This window comes from Kitasatospora sp. NPDC059599, assembly GCF_042735125.1.
In the GTDB taxonomy this organism is placed as follows: domain Bacteria; phylum Actinomycetota; class Actinomycetes; order Streptomycetales; family Streptomycetaceae; genus Kitasatospora.
Map to the genome: position 1 here is coordinate 1 of NZ_JBHWCL010000155.1, position 23,345 is coordinate 23,345.

A 23,345-nucleotide genomic window follows, 5' to 3' on the forward strand; every position below is an offset into this window, starting at 1 on the left:
TGTTCCGTTGTGGCGTGGGGCCGGCGGGGGGGGCGGGGGCGCCTGGTGGGTGGGCGGGCGGCGGCCCCCCGCGCGGCGCTGCCGATGCCCGGTGCCCGGCCGGCGGGGGCCGGACAGGGGCCCGCCCGATCGCGGCACGCTGTCGTGGTCAATGGTCATCAGCGCACGATCTCCCCTGCTGTGTGCCCGGGGTTACGGTGCCCCGGCACCGGTTGGCGCGGGGCGGCCGTCCCGGCCCGGTGGGCGCGGTCCTGACAGCACCTGCTGCCGCCGGCGGCTCTCGGAGCTCCCGTGGCGGGGCCGATCGTGAAGGGATCGGCCGCGGGGGACTCGGTCGCGAGGGGCCCAGCCGTGAATTCCCGATATGAAATCTGAACGAAGCAGGCAAAATCCGACAATACCGAACCAGGCGTTACGGGACGGAAGTTGACTTGCCGTTTCATTCCAGCCGCCCATTAATAGGTATTTCGGATTTGAAGCCCCATCCCCTGTCCGGTTGAGGGTGCGAATTCGCCGACGCCGGAATCGGCGGGCATTCACGGCATGTGAAACGATCAGATCCGCTCTGGGACACGGGCCCTGCGCCGCCCCGCAGCCGGCCCGGCGCCCAGCAGATGCCGGTAGAGGGCGTCCACCTGTTCGACCACGGTGCGCACGTCGTGCCGGGCGACCGCGTGATCGCGCAGGCGCGCGCCGCGTCGCTCGCATTCGATCGGATCGGACAGCGCTTCCCCCATTCGGGTGGCGAGCGCCGCCGCGTCCTCCGGCGGGACCACCGCCTGCTCCCGCTCCGCCGGCGGCAGGCACTCCCGCGCCCCCGGCACGTCGGTCAGCAGCACCGGACGGGCGGCCGCCATCGCCTCCAGCGGGGCCAGCGCCATCCCCTCCCAGCGCGAAGGCAGCACCACCAGGTCGGCCGCCGCCAGCCACGGGCGCGGGTCCGCCACGTCCCCGACCAGCCGGACCCGGGCCGGCTCGGCGCTCTCCCGGACCAGCTCCGCCACCCGCTGCTCGTCCGGCCCACCGCCGACCAGCGCCAGCCTCGCCTGCGGCACCCGGCGCAGCACCTCCGGCCAGGCGGCGAGCAGCACGTCCTGGCCCTTCTGCCGGCACAACCGCCCGACGCAGACCGCGAGCGGGGCGTCCAGGTCCAGGCCCAGCGCGATCCGGGCGGCCCGACGGTCGGCGGGCGCGTAGTGCCGGACGTCCACGCCGTTGGGCACCACCGCCCAGTCGGCGTGCACCCCGGCGGCCACGCCGTCGGCCCGCTCCTGGACGCTGACGCAGAGCAGCCGGTGCGCCCAGCGGGTGGCGAAGCGCTCCCAGCGCAGGGTGGCGGCGGCCAGCGCGCCGTCCACGGCCGCGAAGGACCAGGCGTGCGGCTGGAACACCGTCGGCACGGCGCCGCGCACCGCCAGCCGGCCGGCCAGCCCGGCCTTGGCGCTGTGCAGGTGGACCACGTCGGGCGCGGCCGCGCGGACGATCCGGCGCAGCCGCCAGGCCTCGGCGGCGGTGCCCGCGCCCGGCGAACGCCCGGCGGGCCAGTCCTGGACCAGCGCGCCCACCGCCGCGGCCTCCTCGGCCAGCCGCCCGCCGCGCGGACAGGCGACCAGCACCCGGTGGCCGGCCTCGCGCTGTCCCCTGACCAAGTCGGCGACGACGCGGGCGACCCCGCCGTCCACCGGTTGCGAAATGTGAAGGATCGTCATATGCACGGCGGCGAGCCTAGGGTGGCTCCCCCGCGCCGGGCGGCCCCCGTCACCCGGAGGTGGCGGTTCGACCACCCGTACGGTGTTCCGCTCGTACGGGTGGCCGACCGCCTCGAATTCCCGCGCGATTCAAGCACGTTGATGGATTCAGGCGACCGAATCGCGCTGCCGGTCGCGTCACCCGGCGACCGCGGCGGGCCTCGGCCGTCCCGACGGACCCTCGATCCGCCTCAGCGGACCTCGACGTGCTTCCGCGGACCTCGATGCGCGTCAGCGGACCTCGGCGGCCAGGTTGGCCAGCACCTGGTCGTGGATCCGGTTCAGGCCCTTGGGGGCGAAGGTGCGCTCGAAGAAGCCGCCGATGCCGGTCGCGCCCTGCCAGGTGGCGGTCACGGTGACCTTGGTGCCGCCCTCACCGGCGGCCGCGACGGTCCAGGTGATCACCATGCTGGAGTTGGCGTCCTTCTCCACCAGCTGGTCGGGCTGCGGCGCCGAGACGGTGAACAGGCAGTCCCGCACCCGCTTCTCGGTGGCCTGCAGCTTCCAGTGCACCTGGGTGCCGGCGCCGGTGCCGCCGACCCGGACCTCGTACTCGCTGTACTGCGCGGGCAGCAGCTTCGGGCGGGTCACCTGGTAGTCGGCCAGCGCCTCGTACACCTGCTCCGGGGCCGCGTCGTAGACCCGCTCGGTGGTGGCCTGCACCTGTCCCATGACCTTGCTCTCCTCGTGTGGTGGGTCGCGCTCTCACCGGCAAGCCAATCACAGGGTCACGCCCGTGACGCGGCGGGATAGGGTGGCCGGTGTGCTCGATCTGGTGACTGCAGTGCGCTACGTCGACCCGCTGCGGGCCGGCGGCTCCGTGCCCGGCGTGGTGGAGACCGACGACCTGGGAACGTACGTGGTCAAGTTCACCGGGGCCGCGCAGGGCCGCAAGGCGCTGATCGCCGAGGTGATCGTCGGCGAGCTGGCCCGGCGGCTGGGCCTGCGGGTGCCCGAGCTGCGGCTGGTGGACTTCGACCCGGCCGTCGCCGCGGACGAACCGGACACCGAGATCCAGGACATGCTCAGGGCCAGCACCGGCCTCAACCTCGGGATGGACCTGCTGCCCGGGGCGCGGGACTTCCGGCCGGGGATGATCGCGGTGGACTCCGTCGAGGCCGGCCGGGTGGTCTGGCTGGACGCGCTCACCGGCAACGTCGACCGCACCGTGCACAACCCCAACCTGGTGGTCTGGCACGGACGGCTCTGGCTGATCGACAACGGCGCCGCGCTGATCTTCCACCACCGCTGGGCGGGGGCCGGGGCGGCGGTCGGCAAGCGGTACGACCTCAGCGCGCACGCCCTCGGCGGCTCCGCCCCGGACGTCGGGCTCGCGGACGAGGAGCTCGGCCCGCTGGTCACCGTGCCGCTGCTGGAGGAAGTGCTGGCGCTGGTCCCGGACGCGTGGCTGGCCGGCGAGCCCGGCTTCGACTCGGTGGACGCCGTCCGGCACGCCTACGTCACCCACCTGGCCGCCCGGGTGGTGCTCTCCGAGCAGTGGCTGCCGGAGGGGTTCGCCACCCCCGAGCAGCTGCGCGAGGCCGAGCGGCGGCAGGCGGCCCGGACCCGGGCCGGGCGGCCGGCCTGGTTGCAGGAGGTGCCGGACCTGCACGGCAAGCCGTCGGTGGAGACGGTCTGGGGGCAGCACGTCGACGAGGGCTGACCGCGGGTGGCGGCCGGCGCCGCGGCCGGGACGGCCGAACGGCAGCCGAACGGCGGCCGCGGGTCGGACTCAGCCCAGTGCGGGCCGGATCCAGCCGACGTACTCGATCGCGGTGCCGACCAGCAGGCCGAAGCCGGCCGTCGGGAACGCGACGTCCGCGGGCAGCCGCCGCAGCCGGACGACCAGGAACGCCAGGCCCAGCCCGAGCAGCGGCCCGGCGGCGAGCAGCAGGGCGAGCAGCAGCACCGCGGCCGGCGAGCTGCCGGCGGCCAGGCCCATCACCGCGACCACCAGGCCGCCCGCGCCGAGGGTGGCCAGCATGGGTGCGGCGAGCAGCAGTTGGCCTACGCCCAGGGCCAGCGCGACCCGGTTCCGCCGGCCGGGGAGGCCCGGTGCGCCGAGGGTGGTCGGCCGGCCGGGGACGCTCTGCGCCATGTCGCTCAACTCCTGTGGTGACTCCGGTGGGTACGACTCCATCCTGTGCGGCGGGCGTGGCGGCGGCCTGAGTACGGGTACTCAAACGCGACCGGGGAGCGGGACCCAGTGGTCCCGCTCCCCGGCTCAGCGATCAGGTGTCGTCGTGGTCAGCCTCTCAGCGCCACCACTGGACCGCCTTCTCGGCGTTGATGATGCCCGCGCCGTAGAAGCCGTTGTCGTCCGCGCCGCCCTCACAGGTGGCCTTCCACTGGCCGGCGCCGCCGGGGTTGAAGTCACCGGTCGGGCACGGGTGCGACTCGGCCTGGCTGGTCAGCATCTCGGTCAGCTCGTCCGGGCTGGCCCACGGGAAGGTGCTGGCGAGCAGGGCGAGGACGCCGGTGGTGTGCGGGGAGGCCATCGAGGTGCCCTGCATGTAGCCGTACTTGCCACCGGGGATGGTGGACAGGATGCGGCCGTCCTTGTCCGGGGTGTTCGGGATCTGGTAGCGCTTGTCGCCACCCGGCGCGGCGACGGTCACGACGCCCTTGCCGTAGCTGGAGTAGTACGACTTCTCGCCGTTGACGCCCACCGAGGAGACGGCGATGACGCCCGGCAGCTCGGTCGGCAGCGACAGGCAGTCGTTGGTGACCGGGCGGGTGCCCGGGGTGGTGTCGTCCGGGCTGGAGACGTCAGTGGTCTTGTGCGCCAGGTCGATGTTCTCGTTGCCCGCCGCGGCGACGTTGAGGACGCCCTTGCGCTGCGAGAACGCGACGGCCTTCTTGACGGCGGCGGTGATGGCCGCCTGGTCCTTGTCGTTCGGGCAGTTGAACATCCACGGGTCGACGTAGTAGCTGTTGTTGGTCACCTTGAACTGGTGCTCACCGGCCCACACGAAGCCGCAGATCGCGTACTCCGGGTAGATGAACCCGCCGTCGTCGACGACCTTGACCGCGGCCAGCTTCACGTTCGGGGCGATGCCGACGATGCCCTTGCCGTTCTTGGCGGCGGCGATGGTGCCGGCCACGTGGGTGCCGTGGTCGCCGTCGGGGCCCGGCTGCCAGGCCTTCCAGTCGGTGTTCGGCTTGCCGCCGTCGATGCAGGAGACCGACTGCGAGGCGTCCACGTTGGCGGCCAGGTCCTCGTGCGTGGCGTCGATGCCGGAGTCCAGCACGCCGACGGTGACGTTGCGGCTGCCGAGCGAGATCTTGTGCGCCTTGTCGACACCGATCTGGCGCATGTCCCACTGGTTGGCTTCCAGCGGCTCCTGGCCGGCGGCGGGCGCGGTGGTGGGCGCCGGGGCGACCTCGGCCTTGCCCTGGTCGGCGGCGGTGATGCCCTTGGTGCGGCTGGCGCCGACCGAGTCGACGCCCTTGGCCAGACGCAGCTTCTCGGCGAACTTGGTGTCCGTCGAGCGGGCGATGACGACGCCGATCTGCTCGTACGAGTAGACCACCGAGCCGCCGAGGCTCTTGACGGCCTGCTCGACCTTCTGCACCTGGCCGTGGTTGGCCTTGGTGTTGACGACGTAGCTGAGCAGCGGGCCGGTCGTCGGGTCGGCCGTGGGAGCCGCGACGGCGGTGCCGGCCGGGAGCGCGAGGGCGCCGGCGGTGGCGAGCACGAGGCCCACTGCCGCGTACCGGGTCCGGCTGATCCGAGGAACTCTCATTGGGGTTGGCCCTCCCGAGTCGTCATCCGGCAGCTGCGGTTGGCAGGTGCACTGGGAATGACCGGAACTTAATGAATATTCGATGAGATGCGCAAGAGGTAGTCATCTAATCGTCACATCTAGAGCAACAAGAGAGGTTGAGAGTTCGCAGATCAACAAGGGCAACAGGGCCAAGATTGTTAAAAAGTGATGGTTCGCCGACGTGCGGCCACCCACTTCGGAAGCGCCTTCACCGGCCCCGGCCACACCCTGAGGTGCAGCTGTGACGACCTTCCGGGCTGCTACAACCCGTACAGCCGACGGGCGTTGTCGGCGGCGACCGAGTGCGCCAGCCGCTGCGCGTCGGCCGCCGCACACGCACCGTCGGACTGCCACCGATCCAGCAACTCAGCCAGTCCGTGCCGGAACTGACAGGTGCCCACCAAGAAAAGTTCGGGCAGCCCGTAGGCGTCGGTGGAGAACAGCAATTTTCCGAACGGCGCCAGTTCCAGCATCTCGCCCAGCACCTCCGCCACCCGGGGCCCGGTGTACGAGGCGGTCAGCCCGAGGTCGGTGAAGACCGTCGGGAAGGCCTGGGCCAGCCAGGCGGCCTGGCGGTGGTACGGGTAGCAGTGCAGCAGCACCAGCGGGACGCCGCTGGGCTCGGCGGCGCGCACGAAGTCCGTCAGCAGGGACGGGTCGGCCCGGTGCAGGGTGAGGTCCGGATCGCCGAAGCCGGTGTGGAGCTGGAGGGGCAGACCGAGCTCGGCGCAGACGTCCACGGCCGTCCAGAGCAGGTGGTGCAGCAGGACCGGGTCGGTCAGCCGGCCGTGCCCGCCGCGCAGCCGGGCGCCGGCCGCGGCCACCACGGCCGACCGGGCGGGCCGGTGCGCCGGGGCGGCCAGGCCGTGCCGGTAGGCGAGCACCGACTTGACCGCGACGGCACCCCGGGCGGCGGCCGCCAGCGCCTCGGCGACGGCCCCGGGCCAGTCCTCGGCACCGGCCGTCACCGACCCGGCGACCGTCTCCAGTCGGACCACCTCGCGCACCGACGCCCCGGCCAGCGCGGCGAGTTCGGCCGGGGGCAACAGCGGCAGGCCCGCGGCGGCGGTCAGTCCGGTGTCCACCAGCAGGGTGTCCAGCCCGGCTGCGGCGAGCAGCCGGGCGGTCGCTTCGGCGGCGCCCAACTCGCGCCGCCGGGCCAGGTAGTCGACGGCCGGGGCGTGCACGGGCAGGCCGAGCACGGGCGGGCACCAGCGCCGTACGGCGAGGCCGAGCGCGCTGTCGAAGGGCGAGCAGCCCGGCGCGGGTGGCCGGTCCGACTCGGTGAGCAGCGCGGCCAGGGCGTCGTCGGCGAGGTCGGCCGCCACCACGCTGTGGCAGTGGTGGTCGACCAGCGCGGGCGCCTCCGGCCGGGACACCGGTCAGTACCGCCAGCGGGTGGCCGCGGCCAACTCCTCGGGCGTCACGGACGCGTACTGCTCCGCCTCGGCCCGGCGCACCGCCAGCACCGCCTGGTACAGCGGCTCACCGAGCGCCTCGCGCAGCACCGCCGAGCGCTCGTAGGCGGCCAGCGCCCCGGCCGGGCCGTCCGGCAGCCGGGGGACCGTGCCGGGCTCGGCGGCCGCCGGGTCCCCGGTGAACTCCGGTGGCAGCGCCCGGCGCTGGTCCAGCCCGGCGAGACCGGCCGCGATCACCGCGCCGACGGCCAGGTACGGGTTGGCGCTCGCGTCGAAGCACTTGACCTCGGCGTTGGCCGCTGCGGCCCGCTCCCCGGTGGAGCCGGTCACCAGGCGCAGCGCGGCCTCGCGGTTCTCCAGGCCCCAGCACTGGTAGGCACCGGCCCAGTTCGAGGGCACCAGCCGCAGGTACCCGGCCGGGCTGGAGCAGCCCAGCACCAGCAGTTCGGGCAGGGCGTCGAGCACCCCGGCGAGGAAGCCCTCGGCCTCGGCCGTCAGGCCGTGCGGCCCGGAGCCGCCGTGGCCGAGGTTGCGCCCGTCCCGCCAGAGACTGAGGTGCAGGTGGCCGCCGTTGCCGACCGCGCCCGCCTCGACCACCGGCGCGAAGGAGACCCGCAGGCCGTGCCGGGCGGAGACGGCCCGCACGGTGTGCCGGACCAGGACGGAGGTGTCCGCGGCGCCGACCGGGCCCTCGGGGGCGACCGACACCTCGAACTGGCCCGGGGAGTACTCGGGGTGGATCTGCAGGACGTCCAGTCCCTGCTCGCCGAGGGCGCGCAGGACGTCCCGCAGGTAGTCGGAGAGGTCGGTGAGCCGGTGCATCCCGTAGGCGGGGCCGTGCGTCGGGTACCGCGGCTCCTCCTGTGGGGAGCCGGCGAGGGCCACCACCCACTCGACCTCGATGCCGGCCTTGAGGCCCAGCCCGCGCGCGGCCGCCGCGGCCTCCGCCCGGCGGGCGAACAGCCGCTGGCAGCCGGGGTGCGGAGCGCCGCTCTGGGTGTACCTGTCCGCCGGGGCCCAGGCCCACCCGGGCTGGGCGGCCAGCGGGACGGCCCGTTCCAGGTCGGGGTAGAGCCTGAGGTCCCCGGTGGGGCCGCCGATGACCGGGCTGGTGGTGACCGTGTCGTCGGCGAGGAAGACGTCGAAGCAGGGTGCGGCGCCGATGCCCCACTGCGCGGCGTGCGACAGGCCGCCGAGCGGCACCGCCTTGACCCGGGTGATGCCCGCGTTGTCCACCCAGGTGACGGCCACCGCGTCGACGGCGGCCGTGCGCAGCCGGTCGGCGGCCTCCTGGGCCTGCTCGGCCCGCTCGGCGCGTGGGGGCAGCGCGACGGCCGCGACGGGGCCGAACGACCCGGCCGCACCGGCCGGGTGGACGGGGCCGGGCGCGGTGGGGCCGGCGGCGGTTCCGATGGTCATGTCACCATGCTGCCCCGCCGGTCGGGCCCGCGTAACTCCCCTATCGGGTGGTCCAAACGGAGGCCCGTCCACCCGTTCACCCGTTCGGGGAGAACCGGGCCGTCAGGTCCCCCGCGGTGATCCGTTCCAGGGCGTCCGGGGCCGCGTCCGTCGGGCCCGGGTAGAGCCGGTAGAGCGTCCCGTGCGCCCCGGCCGGGACCGGCACGTCGGCGTGCACCAGGGCCGCGAACGCCCGTGCGCCGGTGAGGCGTTCGGCGATCAGCCGGGCGGTGTCGTCCGGCGGCTGCTCGGTGCGCCGGTCGCTCTCGTGGCGCCCGCGCAGGCGCGCCGCGAAGTCGGCCACCGGCTCGTCCGCGCCCCGGTGGTAGACACCCAGTCCGAGGCCCGTCCGGTCGCGGACCAGCACCTCGTCGCTGCCGGTCGCGGCGGCGGCGCAGGCGAGGTCCCAGAGGGTGGCCCTGGCGCCGGGGGCGAAGTGCGTCAGGACGTCCCGGGCCAGCGAGCCGATCCGGGCGTGGTGCCGGTCGAGGTTGTGGAACCCGGCGTGGGAGCCGGCGTTGAGGTCGGTCCAGGTGTAGCTGCGGGTCCGGAGGTCGACGATCATCGGCACGCAGATCCTGGCGTCCCCGGCGAGGTCCAGCCTTTGCCGGACGCTCTTGGGGTGGAAGCTGCCGGTGCGCTGCCGGGCCGCCTCGGACGGGGTCAGGGCCATGAAGCCGGCGAAGGCGTCGGTGAGGTCCTCGAACGGGACGTCGTTGTAGCTGAACACCACCACCACGGCGTACCGGGCACCCGCCTCCCCCAGCGCCGGCAGGTCGAGGTCGACGAACTCGGTGGCGCCGTGCGGCGGCGGAGCGGTGGTGAAGTCCCCGGAGTGGACGGCGGCACGCGGGCCGAGGACCAGCCGGGTGTAGTCGCACAGGCCGGTGAACTGCCACTCCTCGTCGTAGAAGGCGACCGACAGGTCGAGGTCGACCCGCTGGTGCGGGCGCTGCATCCAGTGCACGAACAGCCGCAGCAGCTGCCCGTCCGGGATCCGCTGCACGCTGCCGCGCGGCACGGCCACCAGGGTCCTGGCACTGGCGCGCTCGGCGAAGGGCACGACCAGGTCGGCCAGCGCGGCGTCCAGGACGGCCACCTCGTAGCGGCCCTCCTCCCGTGCCGACCGCTCGGCCCGGCGCAGCAGTTCGGCCTCGATCAGGGCACGGACCGGGGCGGCGAGGCCGGCCGGGACGGGCGTGCCCCAGTCGTGGCGGGCGTGCGCCGAGGCGACCCGGCCGCGCGGGAAGTACAGCCGCCGCTCGCCGTGTTCGCGCGGCGCGCGCAGCCGCCCGTACGCGCCGAGCAGCGGTCCGGGGGCGACGGCGCGCAGTGCCGCCGGCAGCGCCCCGGCGAGGTCGGCGGGCATCGGCTCGCCGGGGGACCAGGTCTCGTACACCCGCAGCAGGTGGTGCAGCCGGCGCACCAACTCGCCCGGGCGGCGGGCCAGCAGCCGGACGGCGGCGGGCAGGTCGCCCTGCTGGAGGGCGTGTTCGACCGCGGCGGCGAAGGTCTCCACGGTCAGCCGGGTGTGGCCGCCCGGCGTCTCGCGCACCCGCAGCGGCGCGGGCGCCTCGCGCAGCTCCGGGCCGAGGCCGTGCAGGTCGAGGTCGCTCTGCCGGAGCACGGCGAAGGCGGCGGCCGCGTAGGGGAAGCGGGCGCGGTGCTCGTACGGGTGCAGCAGTTCGCCGGCCCGCAGCCAGGGCTGCCGGTGGCGGCGCAGGTCCTCGGCGAGGGTGCCGACCGGGAACGCGTCCAGGACGGCGAGCAGTTCGCGGCGCAGCGGGCGGGGCAGGTTGCGCAGCCGCAGGGTGCGGGCGGTGGCCGGCAGCAGGTCGGGTTCGGCGCCGGACCACGCCCAGATCAGCCGGAGCACGTCGGTGGCGGTGGTGAGGTGGCCGGCGAGCAGCGGGCGGGCGCGCTCCGGGTCCCGGCGCAGCAGTGCGGCCAGCACGGTGGCGCGGCTCTCCCGGACCGGGATCTCGGCGGGCAGCCAGGCGGCCGGGTCGGCCGGGGCGTGGTCGAGGAGCAGCGCGAGGTCCTCGCGGTCCTGCGGGCTCAGCGGGGTCCGCCGGCCGAGCAGGGCGGCCAGTGCGGTTCCGGCGAGCCCGGGCGCCGCGGCGGAGCGGGCCAGGCGCAGGGGCTTGAGCGCGGGGCCGGGGCGCAGGTTCGCGGCGACGACGCGGGCGCCCTTGGTGTCGGTGCGCAGGCGGCGCTCGCGTTCGAGCGGGGCGGCGCAGACCGGGCAGTGGCGGCCGCCGGAGGACTCGATCAGGTCCTCGTAGCAGTCGCCGCACAGCAGGTGGGCGCACGGGGCGAGGGCCCCTATGCCGGCGGTCAGGCTGTCGCGCTCGCAGACCAGGCAGATCTGGCTGCTCTGGCAGAGCAGGTGGCCGCGGATGATCGAGGAGTAGGAGGCGTGCGCGTGTGCGGGCACGCCCTCGGGGAAGCGGCGGAACAGCGGGGTGTGGCGGCGGTCGGCGCCGAGCGTCGCGTCGATCTCGCGCAGCAGCCGGGTGCCGGCGGCGGCGAGGTCGGCCGGGCGCAGCCGGCCGAGGGCGACGCGCAGGTCGCGGGTCAGGACGTGGCCGCGCTCGGCGAGGTCGGCCTCCAGGACGACCAGGCCGCGGGCCGTCAGCGGCTGCGGTTCCTCGGGCGGTGCCCCGGCCGCGACCAGGACCGTGCCGTGACGGCGCAGCAGGTAGGTGTCCAGTCCGGTCTCGGGCGCGTCGGCGCGCTGCTTCTTCACTGCTCTTCCCCCGGGTAGGTACGACAAAGCGGGGGCGGAGAGTGGGCGCACTCGGGTCATTTTGGAGATGAGTGAGAAGGAAGCACGCCGCGGAGCCGCCCCCGCGTCGAGCACCCTAGCGAAGGCCGGCCGCGCGCCCGAACGGTTTTCCGCCCACGCCCCCTTCCTACCGGCGAGTAGCTTCGCTACAGTGGCCGGACGCACCACCGCCGGGCTTCGGGAGCCGCACCGGCGGGAGGCTGCGGGTCGCCGCGTCTGCGGCACCCGCGCGGTGCGCTTTCACCGGCCGGTGCCGCGCACCGCGGCGGCCGGGTTTCTCCTCGTATCAGAGCCGCTTCCTTCACCTTCGAGCGCCTGAGCACCACGGCACACCTGCGCAGTTCGGCCGGAGCGGACCGGCCGCCGTCCGGGTGGGCCGCACCCCGTCATCTCCCCAAGCCCCCGCGCGTGGACCCTCCTCCGGCGGCGGCCGCCCCCGGCGTACGGGCGCGGCGGCGTGCCCGCCGGAGCACGCGCGGGCCCTTCATGACTAGGAGTCAGGACAGATGGAGCGTCCCTTCCCCACCGTCGCGGTCGTCGGCCTCGGCACGATGGGTGCCGGCGTCGCGGTGGCGGTCGCCAAGAGCGGCCGCCGGGTGATCGGCATCGAGGCCACCGAGGATTCCGCCGCCCGGGCGCTGGCCCGGATCGAGGAGGCGACCGCGCACGCGGTCGACCGTGAGCGGCTCACCGCCGACGAGCGCACCGGGCTGCTCGCCCGGATCTCCGTCGGGCACGAGCTGGCGGCCGCCGCCGGCGCGGACCTGGTGATCGAGGAGGTGCCCGAGCAGCTGGAGCTGAAGCGGGAGGTCTTCGCCGAACTGGACCGGATCTGCCCGGAGACCACCGTGCTGGCCACCGGCACCACCGCGCTCTCGGTGACCCGGATCGCCGCCGCCACCGCCCGCCCCGAACGGGTGCTGGGCCTGCACTTCTTCAACCCGGTGCACACCATGAAGCTGGTCGAGGTCGTCCGCACGGTGCTGACCTCCCCGCGGACCGCCGAGGACGCCGCCGCCTTCGCCCGGGACCTCGGCAAGGAGCCGGTGGCGGCCGGCGACCGGGCCGGCTTCGTGGTGAACGGCCTGCTGTTCGCGTACCTGAACCAGGCCGCCGCGATGTACGAGTCCAAGTACGCCTCGCGGGAGGACATCGACGCCGCGATGCGGCTCGGCTGCGGCCTGCCGATGGGCCCGCTGGCGCTGCTCGACCTGATCGGCGTCGACACCGCGCGCACCGTCCTGGAGGCGATGTACGAGCAGTCCCGGGACCGCCTGCACGCCCCCGCCCCGATCCTCGGCCAGCTGGTCTCCGCCGGGCTGCTGGGCCGCAAGACCGGCCGCGGCTTCTACACCTACGAGGCGCCGGGCTCGTCCCGCGCCGTCGACGCGGCCACCGGGCCGGCCCTGCCGAAGGTGCCGGGCCGCGAGGTCCGCACCGTCGGCGTCTGCGGCTCGGGCACCATGGCCACCGGCATCGCCGAGGTCTTCGCCAAGGCCGGGCACCCGGTGCTGCTGGCCGCCCGCAGCGCGGAGAAGGCGGACCGGGCCAAGGCGCAGCTGGCCAAGTCCCTGGAGCGCTCGGTCGCCAAGGGCCGGATGTCCGCCGAGCAGCGGGACGCCGCGCTGGCGCTGGTCACCCCGGTCGGCCAGTACGCCGAGCTGGCCGAGGTCGACCTGGTGGTCGAGGCGGTGGCCGAGGACCTGGCGGTCAAGCGGGAGCTGTTCGCCACCCTGGACAAGATCGTCAAGCCGGGCGCGGTGCTCGCCACCACCACCTCCTCGCTGCCGGTGATCAGCTGCGCGACCGCCACCACGCGGCCGCAGGACGTGATCGGCATGCACTTCTTCAACCCGGCGCCGGCCATGAAGCTGGTCGAGGTGGTCTCCACCGTGCTGACCGCCCCGGACGTCACCGCGACCGTGCTGGAGCTGACCGCCAAGGTCCGCAAGCACCCGGTGGAGTGCGGCGACCGAGCCGGCTTCATCGTCAACGCGCTGCTCTTCCCCTACCTGAACGACGCGGTGCGGATGCTGCAGGAGCACTACGCGACGGTGGACGACATCGACACCGCGATGAAGCTCGGCTGCGGCTACCCGATGGGCCCGTTCGAACTGCTGGACGTGGTCGGCCTGGACGTCTCGCTGACCATCGAGCAGGTGCTGCACCAGGAGTTCCGCGAGCCCGGCCTGGCCGCCGCGCCGCTGCTGGAGCACCTGGTCGCTGCGGGCTGCCTGGGCCGCAAGACCGGCCGCGGCTTCCGCGACCACGCGCGCCGGTGACCACCCCGCAGCCCGGCGGCGGCCCGCATCCGGCCGGCCCGCCCGCCGGGCCCCCTCCGTACGGCGGTGCGGCCCTCGGCAACGGCGCGGCGCAGCACGGGGCCCCGCCCGGGACCAGGCCCGGCTGGAGCCCGGGGACGGTGTCCTCGCGCTGGCCCCGGCCGGCCGTGACCGGCCCGGTCGCGCCGGTGCGCCGGGGAAGGCCCGCGGCCGCGCCCCCGGGGGCGTGTAGCGTTCCGGACATGGATCGGGTTCAGTCAGCCTCCCCGCAGCACCCCGCCGGTTCGCACGGCACCGACCGGACGCCCCCCTCGACCGGGGGCACCGGGCCGGAGGGTGGTCCGGGCAGCCGCCGGGCGGCCGCGCAGCGCCAGCAGATGCGCCAGGACCTGGCCACGGCCGCGATGGAGCTGTTCGCCTCGCAGGGCTACGAGGAGACCACGGTCGACCAGATCGCGGCCGCCGCCGGGGTCGCCCGGCGCACCTTCTTCCGGTACTTCCGGTCGAAGGAGGAGGCGATCTTCCCGGACCACGACGACACCCTCGTCCGGGTGGCCGACCTGCTGGCCAGCGCCGAGCCGGAGGAGCACCCGCTGGACGTGGTCTGCCGCGGCATCAAGGAGGTGCTGCGGATGTACGCCTCCACCCCGGGGGTGTCGGTCGCGCGGTACCAGCTGATCCGTCAGGTCCCCGCGTTGCGGGAGCGGGAGATCGCGGTGGTGGCCCGCTACGAGCGGCTGTTCACCCGGTACCTGCTGGGCCGGTTCGACACCGGCGAGTCCATCCCGTCCGGGTGGCAGCGCGGCGGCGAGGACGACTCGATGCTGGCCGAGGTGTCGGCGGCGGCGGTCGTCGCGGCGCACAACCACGTGCTGCGGCGCTGGCTGCGGGCCGGCGGCCGGGGGGACGTGGAGGCGCAGCTGGACCACTCCTTCGAGGTGATCCGGCGGACCTTCTGGGCCGCCAGCGCCCCGGGTGCCAGACGCCGGGGATCCGTGGTGGCACCCGGTGCCAGTGGGACGCCTGACGACCTCCTGGCCGAGAGCGCACTGAGTGCCAGCCCCGGAGGTGAGGTGCTCATCACAGTCGCCCGGACGGACGCCCCACTGGACGTCGTGGTGGACAGCATCCGGGCCGCACTGAGCAGTGCCCGCACGCCATAGGACCGTCATTTACGCAGGTCAGAGCGGTATCGTAGGCCCGCGCCGATTCGTCGGCGCGGGCCTTTTGCTTGCCTGCGCAACGCGCGTCACGCGCCGTTTCGGCCCGTTTCGGACCCTCGGAATTCCTGACACCCGGTGTCTTTACGAGTGGCACAGGGTGCCACTACCTTGTTACTCACCAGTCGCGGCGCCGCGGCTCCCCACCTCGGCGCGCCGCCGTCCGGTGTTCCCACACCCCGGGAGCAGTGCCAGCACGGCCCGGTCCACGCCGGGCGCCCAGCCTGACCCACCCACCACCCATCTCAGCGAAGCCGGTGTCCGCTCCCGGCTCCCCCAGACGCCCTGTGACCCTCACACAGGTACGCCTTCGGAGGCAGCCATGCAGGAAATCCTCGACGCGATCCTCAGCACCGACAGCACGTCGGCCGACTTCGCGGCGATCAAGCTCCCCGAGTCCTACCGAGCGGTGACGCTCCACAAGGACGAGGAGCAGATGTTCGCGGGCCTCGACAGCCGCGACAAGGACCCCCGCAAGTCCCTTCACCTCGACGAGGTCGCCCTGCCCGAACTGGGCCCCGGCGAGGCCCTGGTGGCCGTCATGGCCAGCTCGGTGAACTACAACACCGTGTGGAGCTCGATCTTCGAGCCGGTCTCCACCTTCGGCTTCCTGGAGCGCTACGGCCGGCTGTCGCCGCTCACCAAGCGCCACGACCTGCCGTACCACGTCCTGGGCTCGGACCTCGCGGGCGTGGTGCTGCGCACCGGCGTCGGCGTCAACTCCTGGAAGCCCGGCGACGAGGTCGTCGCGCACTGCCTCTCGGTCGAGCTGGAGTCCCCGGACGGCCACAACGACACGATGATGGACCCGGAGCAGCGCATCTGGGGCTTCGAGACCAACTTCGGCGGCCTGGCCCAGATCGCACTGGTGAAGACCAACCAGCTGCTGCCCAAGCCGAAGCACCTCACCTGGGAGGAGGCCGCCTCCCCCGGTCTGGTCAACTCCACCGCCTACCGCCAGCTCGTCTCGCGCAACGGCGCCGGCATGAAGCAGGGCGACAACGTGCTGATCTGGGGCGCCAGCGGGGGCCTCGGCTCGTACGCCACCCAGTACGCCCTGGCCGGCGGCGCCACCCCGATCTGCGTGGTCTCCAACGACCAGAAGGCCGACATCTGCCGCGCCATGGGCGCCGAGGCGATCATCGACCGCTCCGCCGAGGGCTACCGGTTCTGGAAGGACGAGAACAACCAGGACCCGCGCGAGTGGAAGCGCCTCGGCGCCAAGATCCGCGAGTTCACCGGCGGCGAGGACGTGGACATCGTCTTCGAGCACCCGGGCCGCGAGACCTTCGGCGCCTCGGTGTACGTCACCCGCAAGGGCGGCACCATCGTCACCTGCGCCTCCACCTCCGGCTACATGCACCAGTACGACAACCGCTACCTGTGGATGTCGCTCAAGCGCATCGTCGGCTCGCACTTCGCCAACTACCGCGAGGCCTTCGAGGCCAACCGCCTGATCGCCAAGGGCAAGATCCACCCGACCCTGTCCAAGGTCTACTCCCTGGAGGAGACCGGCCAGGCCGCCCTCGACGTGCACCACAACAAGCACCAGGGCAAGGTCGGCGTGCTCTGCCTGGCCCCCGAGGAGGGCCTCGGCGTGCGCGACCGGGAGCTGCGCGAGAAGCACCTGCCCGCCATCAACCGCTTCCGGAACGTGTGAGACGGATCCGATGACCGAGCCCCAGAAGCGCGACCGGCCCTGGCTGATGCGCACCTACGCCGGCCACTCCACCGCGAGCGACTCCAACGCGCTCTACCGGCGGAACCTGGCGAAGGGCCAGACCGGCCTGTCGGTCGCCTTCGACCTGCCGACCCAGACCGGCTACGACTCCGACCACATCCTCGCCCGCGGCGAGGTGGGCCGGGTCGGCGTCCCGGTCGGACACGTCGGCGACATGCGCACCCTGTTCGAGGGCATCCCGCTCGAACAGACCAACACCTCCATGACGATCAACGCCACCGCGATGTGGCTGCTGGCGCTCTACCAGGTGGTCGCCGAGGAGCAGGGCGCCGACATCGCCAAGCTCACCGGCACCACCCAGAACGACATCGTCAAGGAGTACCTGTCGCGCGGGACGCACGTCTTCCCGCCCGGCCCGTCGGTACGCCTGATCACCGACATGATCGCCTACACGGTCGGCAACATCCCCAAGTGGAACCCGATCAACATCTGCAGCTACCACCTGCAGGAGGCCGGGGCCACGCCCGTCCAGGAGATCGCGTACGCGATGTGCACCGCCATCTCGGTGCTCGACGCGGTCCGCGACTCCGGACAGGTGCCCGCCGAGCGGATGGGCGACGTGGTCGCCCGGATCTCCTTCTTCGTGAACGCCGGCGTGCGCTTCGTCGAGGAGATGTGCAAGATGCGCGCCTTCGCCCGGCTCTGGGAGAAGGTCACCCTGGAGCGCTACGGCGTGACGGACCCCAAGCAGCGCCGCTTCCGCTACGGCGTCCAGGTCAACTCCCTCGGTCTGACCGAGGCCCAGCCGGAGAACAACGTCCAGCGGATCGTCCTGGAGATGCTGGCCGTCACCCTCTCCAAGGACGCCCGCGCGCGGGCCGTCCAGCTGCCCGCCTGGAACGAGGCGCTCGGCCTGCCCCGCCCGTGGGACCAGCAGTGGTCGCTGCGGATCCAGCAGGTGCTGGCGTACGAGTCGGACCTGCTGGAGTACGGCGACATCTTCAACGGCTCCGAGGTGATCGAGACCAAGACCGCCGCGCTGCTGGCGGGCGCGGAGGCCGAGATCGCCAAGGTGCTGGAGATGGGCGGGGTCATCCCGGCCGTCGAGTCCGGCTACCTGAAGTCCAACCTGGTCTCCTCGCACGCCGCCCGCCGGGCCCGGATCGAGTCCGGCGAGGACAAGATCGTCGGGGTGAACTGCTTCGACACCACCGAGCCGAGCCCGCTCACCGCCGACCTCGACACCGCGATCATGGTGGTCGACCCGGCCTCCGAGCGGTCCGTCCTCGCCGCCCTGGAGGACTGGCGCGGACAGCGCGACGAGGCCGCCGCCCAGGAGGCGCTGGCCGAGCTCAAGACCGTCGCCGCCACCGGGGCCAACCTGATGCCGGCCACGCTCGCCTGCGCCCGGGCCGGTGTCACCACCGGCGAGTGGTCCTTCGCCCTGCGCGAGGTCTTCGGCGAGTACCGCGCCCCCACCGGCGTCGGCGGCGCACCCGTCGCGGTCGCCGCCGAGCCGGGCGGGGAACTGGAGCAGGTCCGCGCCGCGGTCGCCGCGACCGCCGAGGAACTGGGCGCCGGCAAGCTGCGCCTGCTGGTCGGCAAGCCCGGCCTGGACGGGCACTCCAACGGCGCCGAGCAGATCGCCGTCCGGGCCCGCGACGCCGGGTTCGAGGTGGTCTACCAGGGCATCCGGCTGACCCCGGAGCAGATCGTCTCCGCGGCCGTCGCCGAGGACGTCCACTGCGTGGGCCTGTCGATCCTCTCCGGCGCGCACTGCGAGCTGGTTCCGGACGTCCTCAAGCGCCTGGACCGCGCCGGGGTGCAGGATGTCCCGGTGATCGTGGGTGGCATCATCCCGGCAGCGGACGGCGAGGCCCTCAAGGCCGCCGGCGTCGCCGCCGTGTTCACCCCGAAGGACTTCGGCATCACGACCATCATCGGCCGGATCGTGGACGAGATCCGGCTGGCCAACAAGCTCCAGCCGTGGTCGCCCGCACCGACCGCGGCCACGAACTGACCAGCTGACCAGCTGACCACTGGGAAGGAACCGAACCACCCTCATGACTACCCCGAACCGCCTGCGCCCGCGCCGCTCCTGCCTCGCCGTACCGGGCAGCAACCCGCGCTTCCTGGAGAAGGCCCAGGGCCTGCCGGCCGACCAGGTCTTCCTCGACCTGGAGGACGCCTGCGCCCCGCTGGTCAAGGAGAGCGCCCGCCACACCATCGTCGACGCCCTCAACAACGGCGACTGGGGCAACAAGACCAAGGTCGTCCGGGTCAACGACTGGACCACCCACTGGACCTACCGCGACGTGATCACCGTGGTCGAGGGCGCCGGCCCCAACCTCGACTGCATCATGCTGCCGAAGGTCCAGGACGCGGAGCAGGTCAAGGCCCTCGACCTGCTGCTCACCCAGATCGAGAAGACCATGGGCTTCGAGGTCGGCAAGATCGGCATCGAGGCGCAGATCGAGAACGCCAAGGGCCTGATCAACGTCGACGCCATCGCCGAGGCCTCGCCCCGGCTGGAGACCATCATCTTCGGCCCCGCCGACTTCATGGCCTCCATCAACATGAAGTCGCTGGTCGTCGGCGAGCAGCCGGCCGGCTACCCGGCCGACGCCTACCACTACATCCTGATGCGCATCCTGATGGCCGCCCGCGCCAACGACCTGCAGGCGATCGACGGCCCGTACCTGCAGATCCGCAACCAGGAGGGCTACCGCGAGGTCGCCGGCCGCTCCGCCGCCCTCGGCTTCGACGGCAAGTGGGTGCTCCACCCCGACCAGGTCGCCGCCGCGAACGAGATCTACTCGCCCGCGCAGGAGGACTACGACCACGCCGAGCTGATCCTCGACGCGTACGACTACTGCACCTCCGAGGCGGGCGGCGCCAAGGGCTCCGCGATGCTCGGCGACGAGATGATCGACGAGGCCAGCCGCAAGATGGCCCTGGTCATCGCCGGCAAGGGCCGCGCCGCCGGCATGGAGCGCACCACCAAGTTCGAGATCCCGGAAAGCTGAGGGCCTGAGCCATGCAGTTCGGACGCACCTACGAGGAGTTCGAGGTCGGCGCGGTCTACAAGCACTGGCCCGGCAAGACGGTCACCGAGTACGACGACCACCTCTTCTGCCTGCTCACCATGAACCACCACCCGCTCCACATGGACACCAACTATGCGGAGAAGACGACGGACTTCGGCAGGAACGTCGTGGTGGGCAACTACGTCTACTCGCTGCTGCTCGGCATGTCCGTCCCGGACGTCTCCGGCAAGGCGATCGCCAACCTGGAGATCGAGTCGCTGCGCCACGTCGCGCCGACCTTCCACGGCGACACCGTCTACGGCGAGACCACGGTCCTCGACAAGTGGCCGTCCAAGTCCAAGGACGACCGCGGCATCGTCTACGTCGAGACCAAGGGGTACAAGCAGGACGGCACGGTCGTCTGCATCTTCCGCCGCAAGGTGATGGTGCCGACCGCGACGTACGCCGAGGCGCGCGGCGGCGAGCAGCCCGGCCGCCCGACCCCGCTCGCGTAACCCACCCCTCCACCCGGAGACCCCGGAGGGGCAGGCCGCCGTCATCGGCCGACCCCCACCCGGTAACGGGGGCCCTGCTGCCACGCCGGCAGGGCCCCCGCAATCCCCCCCGCCCTCTTAGACCTTTCCGGAGCCGCACGATGGGACGCCTCGCACAGACCGACGGCCTCACCGAGATCCAGCGGGACATCCTCGCCACCGTGCGGGATTTCGTCGACAAGGAGATCATTCCGGTCGCGACCGAGCTGGAGCACAAGGACGAGTACCCGACCGCCATCGTCGAGGGCATGAAGCAGCTCGGCCTCTTCGGGCTCACCATCCCCGAGGAGTTCGGCGGGCTCGGCGAGTCGCTGCTCACCTACGCCCTGGTGGTCGAGGAGATCGCCCGCGGCTGGATGTCGGTCTCCGGCATCGTCAACACCCACTTCATCGTGGCGCACATGATCAACGCCCACGGCACCCAGGAGCAGAAGGACTACTTCCTGCCGAAGATGGCCGCCGGCGAGATCCGCGGCGCCTTCTCGATGTCCGAGCCCGGCCTCGGCTCCGACGTTTCGGCCATCTCCACCAAGGGCGTCAAGGACGGCGATTTCTACGTCCTCAACGGCCAGAAGATGTGGCTCACCAACGGCGGCACCTCCACCCTCGTCGCGGTCCTCTGCAAGACCGACGAGGGCGGCAGCTCCCCGTACAAGAACATGACCACCTTCCTGATCGAGAAGGAGGCCGGTTTCGGCCCGAACCCCAAGGTTCCCGGCCTGACCGTGCCCGGCAAGATCGAGAAGATGGGCTACAAGGGCGTCGACACCACCGAGCTGGTGCTGCAGGACGTCCGGATCCCGGCCGACCGGATCCTCGGCGGCGTCCCGGGCCGCGGCTTCTACCAGATGATGGACGGCGTCGAGGTCGGCCGGGTCAACGTGGCCGCCCGCGGCTGCGGCGTCGCCCGCCGCGCCTTCGAGCTGGGCATCTCCTACGCCCAGCAGCGCTCCACCTTCGGCAAGAAGATCGCCGAGCACCAGGCCATCCAGTTCAAGCTCGCCGAGATGGCCACCAAGGTCGAGGCCGCCCACCAGATGATGGTCATGGCCGCCCGCAAGAAGGACGGCGGCGAGCGCAACGACCTCGAGGCCGGCATGGCCAAGTACCTCGCCTCCGAGTACTGCAAGGAGGTCGTCGAGGACGCCTTCCGCATCCACGGCGGCTACGGCTTCTCCAAGGAGTACGAGATCGAGCGCCTCTACCGCGAGGCCCCGATGCTGCTCATCGGTGAAGGTACTGCGGAGATCCAGAAGATGATCGTCGGACGCCGGCTCCTGGAGGAGTACCGGATCGCCGAGTGATCCCCGGGCCTCCGGCCGGCGGACCGCGCCGCCCGGAGGCCCCCTCGAACCGCCGGTCGACGGGCGTGCGGGCCCGTCCCGGCGGAGCGCCGTGCCCCGTCACGGGCCCGGCCTGGTCCGCCTGGGTCCGGCACGGCCCTCCGGAAGCGGCCGCAGGGCGTACAGCTGCGACGACACGCCCTGCGGCCGCTTCCGCACACCCGCTTCCGGCCGCCACGGCCGTTTCCCCCGCGGGGTTCCGTCGGCGAACCCGTTGAGACAAGTCTCACCAGCCCTGTCAGGTCCCTTGGGAACCGGACCGGGGCGAGCTACGGTCGTAGAGGTGGGACGCGCACACGCGCTCCCACCGGACACATGAACGAGCAGGCGGGTTGCCCACCCACCGTGTGCTCCCGATAGCATCCACCGGGACAGCAAGCCGTCCCTCTATTACCGATCCCGCGGTGGCCCCCGTCCAGCGGCCATGTTCCCCCGCGACAAAGGTCTTCGATGCCCATCAGCCCGTCCCCTCACAACTCCGTCACGGACCGCGATGCCCTCGCACCCACGACGGCCGGTCGGCGACCCCGCGTGACCATCGCGCGCGGAGCCACCCCCTGGTTCGTCCCCACTCTCGCCACGGCCGCCGTGACCACCGCCCTCACCCGGCGCAGCGGCAAGTGGGCCCTGGCGGCGGTACCCGCCTGTGCGCTCAGCGCGGGCATGCTGTGGTTCTTCCGCGACCCCGAGCGTGAGGTCGGCACCGGCAGAGTGATCTCCCCCGCCGACGGCGTGGTGCAGAGCATCGACGCCTGGCCGGACGGCCGCACCCGGGTCGCGATCTTCATGAGCCCGCTCAACGTCCACGTCAACCGCGCGCCCCTGCCGGGCACGGTGACGTCGGTCGAGCACGTCGCGGGCGGCTTCGTCCCCGCGTTCAACAAGGACAGCGACCAGAACGAGCGGGTCGTCTGGCACTTCGACACCGAGCTCGGCGACATCGAGATGGTCCAGATCGCGGGGGCCGTGGCCCGCCGCATCGTGCCGTACGTGGCCGCCGGAACCAAGGTCGAGCAGGGCGACCGGATCGGTCTGATCCGGTTCGGGTCCCGGGTCGACACCTACCTGCCGGCCGGCGTCGAGGTCGGCGTCGAGGTCGGCCAGAAGACCACAGCCGGGGTGACGCGCCTTGACCGTGACTGATCCTGAGACAATCGTCGGCCTGGACGACGAGGAGACGGCCCTGCGCCGCCGCCGCTGGGCGCGCGACCGCGAGCTGCGCGCCCCGCGCTCTCCCCAGCACCTGTCCACCGCCGACTTCCTGACCCTGGGGAACGCCGTCTGCGGCTTCCTGGCGATCTACTCGATCACCACCGGGGTCCTCGTCCCGCACATCACCAACCCGGACGCCGCTCCGGACCGGCACAGCGCCGCCACCGCGGTGACGCTGCTGCTGATCGGCTCGATGTGCGACCTCTTCGACGGCCTGGTGGCGCGCAAGCTGCGCTCCTCCGCCCTCGGAGCGGAACTGGACAACCTGGCCGACCTGATCAGCTTCGGCATCGCGCCGGCCTACTTCGTCGCGGTCTGGGGCATGGTCTCCCAGGGCTCCAACAGCAAGCTCTCGGCGCTCATCGCGATCACCGTGCTGCTCGCGGTCGTCCTGCGGCTGGCCCGCTTCTCGGCCGTGAAGATGCGACCCGGGGTGTTCCAGGGCATGCCCTGCCCCATGGGCGCGATGACGGTCATCGCCATCGTGCTGCTCGACCCGCCGTTCCTGCCCGGCCTGCTCGCCATCATGGGCGCCGCGTACCTGATGGTCAGCCGGATCGAGTACCCGAAGCCGCAGGGGCTGCTGGCCACCGCCACGCTCTGCTGGATCGTGGTCTCCATCGGCTGCCTGGCGGCCTGGGCCACCGGCCTGCCCGGCGGCGACGCGCTCATGCACGTCGGCGCCTTCGCCCAGATCACCCTCGCGGCCATGGCGCCGCTGCTGGTCATCCGCCGCAAGGTGGGCCAGAAGGTCGGCGACGTCCGCGCCCGGCGGGCGGAGTCGCGGCTCGGCTGAGACCGCTCGTCCGTCTCCATGACGAAGGGCCCGGAACCGATCGGTTCCGGGC

The 23,345-nt window shown here is 72.9% G+C and carries 17 protein-coding genes; 10 read left to right on the forward strand and 7 right to left on the reverse strand.

The window, feature by feature from the left end; genetic code table 11:
• Positions 1–554 precede the first annotated feature (554 nt).
• A complete protein-coding gene (locus tag ACFV04_RS36235) occupies positions 555–1,709 on the reverse strand; it encodes a glycosyltransferase (RefSeq protein ID WP_380342064.1) in 1,155 nt (384 codons plus the stop codon).
• Positions 1,710–1,979: 270 nt separating this feature from the next.
• The gene (locus ACFV04_RS36240; RefSeq protein ID WP_380342061.1) at positions 1,980–2,420 is read right to left on the reverse strand and encodes an SRPBCC family protein; all 441 of its coding nucleotides are present in this window, start codon (positions 2,418–2,420) and stop codon (positions 1,980–1,982) included.
• A 91-nt stretch (positions 2,421–2,511) separates the two neighbouring features.
• On the opposite strand from ACFV04_RS36240, the gene ACFV04_RS36245 reads away from it, so the two are divergent.
• The gene (locus ACFV04_RS36245) at positions 2,512–3,411 is read left to right on the forward strand and encodes a HipA family kinase (protein WP_380342058.1); all 900 of its coding nucleotides are present in this window, start codon (positions 2,512–2,514) and stop codon (positions 3,409–3,411) included.
• A gap of 69 nt (positions 3,412–3,480) precedes the next feature.
• Here the strand turns inward: ACFV04_RS36245 and ACFV04_RS36250 are convergent, their stop codons facing one another.
• From ACFV04_RS36250 to ACFV04_RS36270, 5 genes are all read right to left on the reverse strand, one after another.
• Positions 3,481–3,846, reverse strand: a complete 366-nt coding sequence (locus ACFV04_RS36250; RefSeq protein ID WP_380342055.1) for a hypothetical protein — start codon at positions 3,844–3,846, stop codon at positions 3,481–3,483.
• Positions 3,847–4,003: 157 nt separating this feature from the next.
• The gene (locus ACFV04_RS36255; RefSeq protein ID WP_380342052.1) at positions 4,004–5,494 is read right to left on the reverse strand and encodes a S8 family serine peptidase; all 1,491 of its coding nucleotides are present in this window, start codon (positions 5,492–5,494) and stop codon (positions 4,004–4,006) included.
• Positions 5,495–5,775: 281 nt separating this feature from the next.
• Positions 5,776–6,894: an amidohydrolase family protein gene (locus ACFV04_RS36260; protein WP_380535194.1), complete on the reverse strand. Its 1,119-nt coding sequence runs from the start codon at positions 6,892–6,894 to the stop codon at positions 5,776–5,778.
• 3 nt (positions 6,895–6,897) lie between these two features.
• On the reverse strand, positions 6,898–8,352 hold the full coding sequence (locus tag ACFV04_RS36265; protein ID WP_380535196.1) for a glutamine synthetase: 1,455 nt from the start codon (positions 8,350–8,352) through the stop codon (positions 6,898–6,900).
• 76 nt (positions 8,353–8,428) lie between these two features.
• Positions 8,429–11,140: an MXAN_6230/SCO0854 family RING domain-containing protein gene (locus ACFV04_RS36270; RefSeq protein WP_380535198.1), complete on the reverse strand. Its 2,712-nt coding sequence runs from the start codon at positions 11,138–11,140 to the stop codon at positions 8,429–8,431.
• 545 nt (positions 11,141–11,685) lie between these two features.
• On the opposite strand from ACFV04_RS36270, the gene ACFV04_RS36275 reads away from it, so the two are divergent.
• The 9 genes from ACFV04_RS36275 to ACFV04_RS36315 all read left to right on the forward strand — a co-directional run bounded on the left by ACFV04_RS36275 (position 11,686) and on the right by ACFV04_RS36315 (position 23,293).
• Positions 11,686–13,461: a 3-hydroxyacyl-CoA dehydrogenase family protein gene (locus tag ACFV04_RS36275; RefSeq protein WP_380342037.1), complete on the forward strand. Its 1,776-nt coding sequence runs from the start codon at positions 11,686–11,688 to the stop codon at positions 13,459–13,461.
• A gap of 242 nt (positions 13,462–13,703) precedes the next feature.
• Positions 13,704–14,624: a TetR family transcriptional regulator gene (locus tag ACFV04_RS36280; protein WP_380535200.1), complete on the forward strand. Its 921-nt coding sequence runs from the start codon at positions 13,704–13,706 to the stop codon at positions 14,622–14,624.
• A 379-nt stretch (positions 14,625–15,003) separates the two neighbouring features.
• Positions 15,004–16,341, forward strand: coding sequence for a crotonyl-CoA carboxylase/reductase (gene ccrA / locus ACFV04_RS36285; RefSeq protein ID WP_360255708.1), 1,338 nt, complete (start codon positions 15,004–15,006; stop codon positions 16,339–16,341).
• A gap of 10 nt (positions 16,342–16,351) precedes the next feature.
• Complete coding sequence (locus ACFV04_RS36290) at positions 16,352–18,382, forward strand: protein meaA (RefSeq protein ID WP_380342031.1); 2,031 nt, start codon at positions 16,352–16,354, stop codon at positions 18,380–18,382.
• A gap of 43 nt (positions 18,383–18,425) precedes the next feature.
• A complete protein-coding gene (locus tag ACFV04_RS36295; RefSeq protein ID WP_360255712.1) occupies positions 18,426–19,388 on the forward strand; it encodes a CoA ester lyase in 963 nt (320 codons plus the stop codon).
• 11 nt (positions 19,389–19,399) lie between these two features.
• Positions 19,400–19,903 carry a MaoC family dehydratase gene (locus ACFV04_RS36300; protein ID WP_380535202.1) on the forward strand — a complete coding sequence of 168 codons (504 nt, stop codon included), beginning with the start codon at positions 19,400–19,402 and terminating at the stop codon, positions 19,901–19,903.
• Positions 19,904–20,043: 140 nt separating this feature from the next.
• A complete protein-coding gene (locus ACFV04_RS36305; RefSeq protein WP_360255716.1) occupies positions 20,044–21,246 on the forward strand; it encodes an acyl-CoA dehydrogenase family protein in 1,203 nt (400 codons plus the stop codon).
• A gap of 489 nt (positions 21,247–21,735) precedes the next feature.
• Positions 21,736–22,428 (forward strand): phosphatidylserine decarboxylase, encoded by a 693-nt coding sequence (locus ACFV04_RS36310; protein WP_360255719.1) that lies wholly within the window; start codon positions 21,736–21,738, stop codon positions 22,426–22,428.
• Positions 22,415–23,293: a CDP-alcohol phosphatidyltransferase family protein gene (locus ACFV04_RS36315; RefSeq protein WP_380342024.1), complete on the forward strand. Its 879-nt coding sequence runs from the start codon at positions 22,415–22,417 to the stop codon at positions 23,291–23,293. Before ACFV04_RS36310 ends, ACFV04_RS36315 begins: the two co-directional genes overlap by 14 nt.
• Positions 23,294–23,345: the final 52 nt, after the last annotated feature.